Source organism: Roseateles sp. 22389 (genome assembly GCF_052044995.1).
GTDB lineage: Bacteria > Pseudomonadota > Gammaproteobacteria > Burkholderiales > Burkholderiaceae_C > Roseateles.
Genome location: NZ_JBQEOF010000032.1, coordinates 38749 through 46771, shown reverse-complemented (window position 1 = coordinate 46771; position 8023 = coordinate 38749). Strand labels below are relative to the sequence as shown.

Sequence of the window (8023 nt, the reverse complement as noted above, 5' to 3'; positions counted from 1 at the left end):
ACGCCGCTGGCGTCGCCCAGCACCTCGTCCAGCGTGTGGAACAGGTGCAGCTCGATCTTGCCGGCCTGGACCTTGTCCATCAGCTTGTCGACCAGGATGGGCTCGGCGCGGAACTTGTCGCGGCGGTGGATCAGGTGGACCTTGCTGGCGATGTTGGACAGGTACAGCGCTTCCTCGACCGCGGTGTTGCCGCCGCCGACCACGCAGACCTCCTGCTCGCGATAGAAGAAGCCGTCGCAGGTCGCACAGGCGCTGACGCCGCGGCCCATGAAGGACTCCTCGGACGGCAGGCCCAGGTACTGCGCCGAGGCGCCAGTGGCCAGGATCACCGTGTCGGCGGTGTAGACGGCGCTGTCGCCGGTCAGCGTGAAGGGGCGCTTGGAGAAGTCGACGCTGTTGATGTGGTCGAAGACGATCTCGGTCTGGAAGCGCTCGGCATGCTGCTGGAAGCGCTGCATCAGCTCGGGGCCTTGCACGCCCATCACGTCGGCGGGCCAGTTGTCGACCTCGGTGGTGGTCATCAACTGACCCCCTTGCGCCATGCCGGTGACCAGCAGCGGCTTGAGGTTGGCGCGGGCCGCATACAGGGCGGCGGTGTAGCCGGCGGGGCCGGAGCCCAGGATGAGGAGGGCGGTGTGGCGGGTGGCGGTGCTCATGGGGTGTCCTGTCGATTCACAGCTTGGCGCGGTCCAGGCGCTGGGCGAATTCATCGGCCGGCAGGAAGCCGATCGTGCGCGCGGCAGCGAGTTCGCGGCCCTGGGCGTCGAAGAACAGGATCCCCGGCGGCCCGAACAGCTGGAAGCGCTTGAGCAGGGCCTTGGCGTCCGCGCTGTTGGCGGTGACATCGGCCTGCAGCAGGCGCGCCTGGCGCAGCCGGGCGGCGATCGCGGGATCGGCGAAGGTCAGGTGCTCCATCTCCTTGCAGGCGACGCACCAGTCGGCATAGAAGTCCAGCATCACCGGCCGGTCCGTCGAGGCCAGCGCCGCGTCCAGCTGCGCGACGGTGGTGATGCGCTCGAACGTGGGCGTGGCGGCGGCGGCCTCCGCGCTGGCCATCGGCAGCGCGGACCCGGTGCCGCGCGCCAGGTGGCGCAGCGGCTGCAGCACGCTGTCACCGCCCGAGAGCGCGCCGCCGATCATCGCGATGGACCACAGCGCCACCAGCGCGCCGCCCGCCTTCAGCGCGCGGGGCTTGCCGGCCTCGAACGCGCCCAGGCAGATCGCCAGGATCAGCGCCGCGGCACCGATCAGGAACATCAGCGCGCCGGTCGGCAGGACCGGCGACACCAGCCACAGCGCGACCGCGATCAGCACCACGCCGAAGAAGGTCTTGACGTGCTCCATCCAGCGGCCGGCGCGCGGCAGCAGCGTGCCGGCGGACAGGCCCAGCAGCAGCAGCGGGACGCTCATGCCGCAGGCCAGCGCGAACAGCGCCGAGCCGCCCAGCACCACGTCGCGGGTCTGGCTGATGTAGACCAGCGCGCCGGCCAGCGGCGCCGCGACGCAGGGGCCCACCAGCAGCGCCGACAGCCCGCCCATCAGGAACACGCCGATGTGGCGGCCACCCTTGAGCTGGTTGGACGCGTTGTTGACCTTGTCCTGGATGAAGCCGGGCATCTGGAATTCCCAGACGCCGAACATCGACAGCGCCAGCACCGACAGCAGCAGCGCGAAGGACCCCAGCACCCACGGGTTCTGCAGCGCGGCGGCGAAGCCCGACCCCAGCAGCCCGGCGACGACGCCGGCCGCGGTGTAGACCATCGCCATGCCCATCGAGTAGGCCAGCGCCAGCGTGAAGCCGCGGGCGCGAGAGACCGGCGCGCCCTGGCCGACGATGATCGACGACAGGATGGGCAGCATCGGCAGCACGCAGGGCGTGAAGGACAGCAGCAGGCCACCGAGCAGGAACATGCCGATGACGCGCAGCAGGCTGCCCGACTGCAGCGCGGCGGCGCTGCGGTCGACGGGCGCGTCCGCCGAGGTGGCTGCGGTGGCGGCCGCGGTGGCCGGTGCGGCTCCGGTCGCCGTCGCCGTCGTGGCGCCGGACGGCGCGGGCGACGCCGAAGCGGCGGGTGCGGCTGACGTGGACGACTCATCGACCGGCGCCGTCAGCGCATCGGGTTGCGACTCCCAGCGGGCCGTCACCGCGCCATCGCCGCCGCGCGTCAGGTGCACCAGCGCCTGCTGCGGCGGATAGCAGAGGCCGCGGTCGGCGCAGCCCTGGAAGCGCACCGTCAGCGACGCGGGCAGCGCGCCGGCGGGCAGCGGCTGCGCGATGCGGACCGCGCCGGCCCACAGCGTCATCGTCTTGTTGAAGTTGGGATCGAACTCGGCCTTGCCCTCGGGCAGGCGCGGCGCGGGCAGCGCCGTGCCCTCGGCCTCGATCGCGAAGCGCTCGCGGTAGAGGTGGTAGCCGGGAGGGACGTCGAACTGGACCAGCAGCGGGCCGCGTCCGGCGTCGTCGACACGCGCCTGGCCGGGGAAGGCCTGCACGACGTCGAGGAAGGGCGGCTGATCGGTGGCGGCGCGGGCGCTGCCCGGCGCGGCGAGGACCAGCGTGATCGCGGTCGCGGCGCCGGCGAGGAAGGAGGCGAGGAATCTCATGACGGCGTGGAGGAAGTGGTGGAAGGGAGGGAAGTGGCGTGCAGGGCCGGCGCGGACGCGGTCGATGGCGGCGTCGCCAGGCCCGCGGCCGGGGTGTGGAGGAGCTGCTCCGGATCGTGGGTGTGGCGGTGGCCGTCGGCATCGATCAGCAGGAAGCCCACGCCCGGCGTGCTCAGCCGCGTGGCGGCCGGCGCGCCGATCAGCATCGCCATCGTGGCCAGGGCGCCGGAGGCGATGCACAGCGGCGCGACCACGCTGACGGCCTGCCAGTGGCGCACCGGCTGGCCGGTGCGCGGATCGAGGATGTGGCAGCAGCGCCGGCCGTCGGCGGCGATGAAGAAGCGCTCGTAATCGCCGCTGGTGGCCAGGGCGCCACTGCCCAGCGCGATGCGCGCGCAGACCTCGTGCTCGCGCCGCGGATGCCGGATGGCGAAGACCCAGGGCTGGCCGTCCGGACGCGGACCGAGCACGCGCAGGTCGCCGCCCAGGTTCACGAAGCCATGGCGGAAGCCGAGCTCGCGCAGCACGGCGACGGCGCGGTCGGCGGCATATTCCTTGCCGATGCCGCCGAAGTCGATCTCCATGCCGGCCTGCGGCAGCGCGATGGCGCGGCCGTCCCACTGCACGCGGTGCCAGCCGATGCGCGCGAGCTGCAGGGCCAGCGCGTCGGGCGAGGGCTCGCGGCCGGCCTTGAAGTCCCAGGCGCGGCGCAGGCAGCCGCTGGTGAGGTCGAAGAGGCCGTCGCTCTGTCGATGCAGCTCGGCGGCGAAGTCGAGCAGGTGGGCGGTCTCCGCGTCGACGGTCACGCCGCCGCGGCCCGCGCGCGCGTTGATCGCCGAGATCACGCTGTCGTCGCGGTAGCGCGAGTACTTGCGCTCGATGCGGCGGACCTCGGCCTCGGCGAAGGCGCAGGCGTCGGCGGCCTGCGCCGGCGGGACGCCGGCCAGCACGATCTCGTTGGGCGAGGCCATCGCCGTGAAGGCGTGGCGATGCTCCTGTTCGGCAGGGCCGTCCGGCGGCAGGGGAGCCGCCGGGGCAGCCGCCGAGGGCAGCGAGGTCGTGGCGTCGCGCAGCATCGTCGTGGCCTCAGAACTTGTGCGAGAGGCCGATCTGCAGCCAGTCGGCCTGGAAGCGGTCCAGACCCGGCGAGCCGCTGCCGCCCAGGCGCCAGGCGGCGCGCTGCTCGTAGTGCTCGAGGCTGACGTCGGCGGTCCAGCGCGGCGCGAACTCGTAGGCGACCTTGAGCCCGGCGGTGATCGCGCCGAAGGCCGACAGGCGCTGGTCGCCGGACAGGTACTGCGGCGAGGTGGCGGTGTAGCCGGGCGGGAAGGGCGCGCCGAGCGCGGGGTCGTAGAGCGGGTCGTAATAGAACTTGGCCGCGCGCTGCGTCGTGTAGCGCAGCATCGGCGTCAGCGTCCAGCCGCCGGCGAGCGGCTGCACCCAGGCGGCCTCGACCGTGTTGGCGCGCACGCCGAAGCTGTCGGCGTAATAGCGCCAGCTGCTGCGCAGCGTCGCGCGCCAGTCGCTGAAGTGATGGTTCCAGCGCGCCATCACCGTGTACTGCTCGCGCCGGTCCGGGCGGCGGTCCGGGAACTTGTAGGGGTCCGAGTACATGCCGTGGCCCCAGCTCGCGCCCAGGCTCAGCTGCACCAGGTCCACCGCGGTCCAGGCCTGGGTCACGCCGGCGGTCAGCTGCGTGGTGTTGCGGCCGCGGCTGAGCGTCGGGTCGTTGGAGGAGCCGATCCAGTCGTCGCCGAAGGCGGCGCCGATGTTCCAGGTGGTGTTGTTGTCCTCGCTGGAGCGCCGGTAGTCGGCCGAGACCGTGCGCGAGCGGTAGTCGTGCTCGGTCGAGTAGGCCGCGCCGACGGACCACGCGTCGCGGTCGTTGTAGCGCGTGACGCGGATGTCGCCGGCCTTGCGTTCCTCGTCCAGCCGCGAGGCGCCCGAGACGGCGCTGTGGAAGCGCGGCGAAGCGCCGGAGACGCTGTCGGTCACCAGCGAGCCCTCGACCGACCAGCGGCCGGCCACCGGCACCATCAGGTAGACCGACGGCGCGGTCACCTTGATGCGGTCGAAGCCGGGCTGGCGGTCACGGTAGGACAGCAGCTTGACGGCGACCTCGGCCTGTTCGGGCGCGGTTTCGGCCTGCGCCGCCGGCTGCAGTCCCGGCAGCAGCAGCGCCGCGGCGAGCACGCCGCCCCAGGCGCCGGCGCGGGCCGCGGTCGTGTCGGCAGCGGGGCCGCCGGCATCGCGCGTCGCGGGCGCGTCGACGGCTCCCGTGGCAGGGGCGCGTTCGAACTCAATTGCAGCCACAACCGCCTCCTCCCACGCCATTGCCGCCGGAGGCGTTTTCCTTGCTGGTGTAGATGTGCTGGGCGAAACGGTCGCCGAGCACGTCGCCGCCCATCGTCATCTCGGGGCGGGCGAGCGCGCCCTTCTCCCAGGGCTTGGGGGGCTGGATCGCGCAGCCGGTGGTCGCGAACGCGAGCAGCGTCGCGCCGGCGACCAGGGCGGCCGTCGCGAGCGGGGCGCGGCGGCGGGGCGTCGGAGGCAGGGACATCGTGGGACTCCAGGGTGAAAGCAAGGGGGAGCGGCGGAGCGCGGGTGGGCCGCGCCGGCGGGTGTCGGGGCGCGGCGCCGGGTGGCGCCATCGCGCGATCAGGACGCTCGGGAAGCTCGGGCGCTCAGGGCATTCATGGCGCCTTCTGCGCCTTCAACGCCGCGGCGATGCGGGCCTCGAGCTCGGCCTTGTCCTCGGCGCGGAAGCCGGCGTGCTCCATCAGCACGCGGCCGTCGGGGCCCAGCACCACCGAGCTCGGCATCGCCCGCACGCCGACGCGCTGCGCGGAACCGCCCTTCGGATCGAAGGCCAGCGCGACCTTGGCGGGCACCTCCTTGAGGAAGGCCTGGGCGTCGTCGCGGCGGGCGTCGAGGTTGACCGCCACGATGCGCAGGCCCTGCGCGCCGTACTTGGCCTGCATCTCGTTCATCCACGGGAAGGACTCGCGGCAGGGGCCGCACCACGAGGCCCAGAAGTCGACGTAGGTGAGCTTGGCCTTGCCGTCGTACAGCGGCACCGGCGCGCCGTCGGCGCCGGGGACGCTCGCGACCGGCAGCGCCTGGCCCACGTCGGCGGCGTGGACCGGCGACAGCGTCATGAAGAGCGCGGCGCCGAGCGAGGCGATCGTGGTGAGGGCGCGCGACGACGCGCCGCGGCGCGCGGCATCGTGGGAGGAAGTTGGGCGAGTGGACATCGGGGCTCCAGGGCGTTGAGGGTGGGAGAGCGCGGCCGTGTTCAGCGGCGTGCGCGACGGCGCCACAGGATCAGTCCGGACAGTCCGGCCATCAGCAGCAGCAGCGGATCCGCCGCGCCGGTGCCGGCGCCGATCGTGCAACCGCCGCCACCGCTGTTGGACATCGCCGTGTTGCCGGCCGAGCCGCTGAGCGCGACGGTGGCCGTGGCGGGCGACATGTCGCCCNGCAGCGTCAGCGTGGCGGTGTCGGTGGCCGCGGCGTCGGAGGCCGCCGCGCCCGCGCCAAGCCAGCGCACGGTCACCTGGCAGTTCGCGCCGGGCGCGACGGTGAACGGCGCCGCGCCGCAGCTGCCGGTGCCGCTCGTGTCGATCGAGAAACGCGCCGTGCTGATCGCCAGCGAGGCGATGTGCAGCGCCGCGTTGCCGCTGTTGGTCAGCGTCAGCGGACGGCCGGCGGTGTCGGCCGCGCTCAGGTCGATCGAGGTCGCCGACAGCTGCAGCGCCGGTTGCGGCGCGCCTTGGCCGGTGCCGCTGAGCGCCAGCGCGGCGGGCAGCGTCGCGTTGTCGGCGACGACGTTGGCCGTGGCGGCGCGGGCACCGACGGCGCGCGGGCTGAAGCCGATCGCCAGGTCGCAGCTCGCGCCCACGGCCAGCGAAGCGCCGGCGACGCAGGTGGAGGCGGTGTCGACGCGGTAGTCCGCGGCGGCGGCGCCGGCCAGGCTGAAGCTGCCCAGCGTCGCGGCGGCGGTGCCGGTGTTGCTCAGCGTGAAGTGCTTGAGGCCGCCGTCGGCGCCGACGGTGACGGTGCCGAAGTCGGCGCCGGCCGCCGGGCTCCAGCCCAGGATCGCCGTGTTGGCGAGCGCGCCGGTGCCGGCCAGCGCCACGCTCTGCGGCGAGCCGGCGGCGTTGCTGGTCAGGCTCAGCGCGCCGGTGGCCGCGCCGGCGGCGGTCGGCGTGAAGGTGACCGACACGGTGCAGGTGCCGGCGGCGGGAATGCTGGCGCCGCAGCTGTGGGTGGCCGCGAACGGACCGCTGGCCGCGATCGCGCTGAAGCTCAGCGCGGCGCTGCCGGTGTTGGTGACGGTGAGGGTCTGCGCGGCGGTCGTGGTGCCGACCGTGGCCGTGCCGAAGCTCAGCGAGCTCGCCGAGAGGCTGGACACCGGCGCGGCGGCGATCTGGCCGGTGCCGCTCAGCGCGAGGTTCACGTTGGCGGCGGCGCCGCCAGCGGCCGGCGCGGTGGCGGCCACGGCGATCGAGGCGGAACGGGCGCCCGCGGCGGCCGGCGAGAAGGTCGCGGTGACGGTGCAGGTCGCGCCGACGGCCAGCGGCGTGCCGACGGCGCAGCTGCCGCCTCGCGTGAAGTCGCCAGCGTTGGCGCCGCTGACGCCGATGCTGCCGAAGTCCAGCGAGGCGGTGCCGGTGTTGGTCAGCGTGACGGTGCGCGCGGCGGAGGCGACGCCCACGGTCTGCGTGCCGAAGTCGACGCTGCTGGCGTCGGCGGACAGGCCGGCCTGCAGCGCGCCGTTGGCAGTGCCGCTGAGGGCGATCGGGATCGCCGTCGAAATGCCGTTGTGGGTGATCGTCAAGGCGCCGCTGCGCGCGCCGGCGGCGGTCGGCTTGAAGACGACGCCGACGGTGCAGCTGGTGCCGGCGGGGACGCTGGTGCCGCAGCTGCCGCCCTGGACGGCGAAGTCGCCGCTGGCGACGGCGGTGAGGCTGCTCAACGCGGCCAGACGGCTGGCGCTGATGGTGACGGTGGAGACGGCGCTGGTCTGGCCGACGGTGGTCTGCGCGAAGCTGATCGAGGCCGGCGAGTTGCCCAGGTAGGCGGCGATGTCGGCCAGGTCCGTGGCGCTGACGTTGCCGGAGACGGCCGCGGTCATCGCCGGGATGGTGTTGATCGCGTTCTGGATCATCGCGGGGTTGTTGCGCCCGCGGTCGACGACGGCGGTGGAGGCCACGGTGTGGCAGGCCGCGCAGACCTGCGAGAACCGGGTCTGGCCGGCGACCGGGTCGGCGGCGAAGGCGGGCGCCGCCAGCAGCGCGCCGGCGATGACGGCGAGCGTGGAGAACGCGGCGGAAGCTGGCGAAGCGGCAGAGGCGGCGACAGCGGAGCGGGCGCCGGGGAGGGCGCGGGAGCGGGGCAGGGTCATCATGGCGCGAGC

The 8023-nt window shown here is 73.9% G+C and carries 7 protein-coding genes; all 7 read right to left on the bottom strand.

All coding sequences use genetic code 11. The features are described 5' to 3' along the window. A partial coding sequence (locus tag ACTJKJ_RS26585; RefSeq protein WP_440823125.1) for an NAD(P)/FAD-dependent oxidoreductase occupies positions 1–656 on the bottom strand: 656 nt, incomplete at its 3' end. A 16-nt stretch (positions 657–672) separates the two neighbouring features. Further along, on the bottom strand, positions 673–2604 hold the full coding sequence (dsbD, locus tag ACTJKJ_RS26580; RefSeq protein WP_440823123.1) for a protein-disulfide reductase DsbD: 1932 nt from the start codon (positions 2602–2604) through the stop codon (positions 673–675). Further along, complete coding sequence (locus ACTJKJ_RS26575; protein WP_440823121.1) at positions 2601–3680, bottom strand: FAD:protein FMN transferase; 1080 nt, start codon at positions 3678–3680, stop codon at positions 2601–2603. The genes dsbD and ACTJKJ_RS26575 overlap by 4 nt, the downstream gene beginning before the upstream one ends. 10 nt (positions 3681–3690) lie before the next feature. Further along, on the bottom strand, positions 3691–4917 hold the full coding sequence (locus ACTJKJ_RS26570; RefSeq protein ID WP_440823119.1) for a DUF3570 domain-containing protein: 1227 nt from the start codon (positions 4915–4917) through the stop codon (positions 3691–3693). Next, on the bottom strand, positions 4904–5164 hold the full coding sequence (locus tag ACTJKJ_RS26565) for a DUF4266 domain-containing protein (RefSeq protein ID WP_091734254.1): 261 nt from the start codon (positions 5162–5164) through the stop codon (positions 4904–4906). The genes ACTJKJ_RS26570 and ACTJKJ_RS26565 overlap by 14 nt, the downstream gene beginning before the upstream one ends. A 133-nt stretch (positions 5165–5297) precedes the next feature. Next, positions 5298–5858, bottom strand: a complete 561-nt coding sequence (locus ACTJKJ_RS26560; RefSeq protein ID WP_440823117.1) for a TlpA family protein disulfide reductase — start codon at positions 5856–5858, stop codon at positions 5298–5300. 41 nt (positions 5859–5899) lie between these two features. Continuing rightward, positions 5900–8011, bottom strand: a complete 2112-nt coding sequence (locus ACTJKJ_RS26555) for a choice-of-anchor D domain-containing protein (RefSeq protein ID WP_440823127.1) — start codon at positions 8009–8011, stop codon at positions 5900–5902. Positions 8012–8023 lie beyond the last annotated feature (12 nt).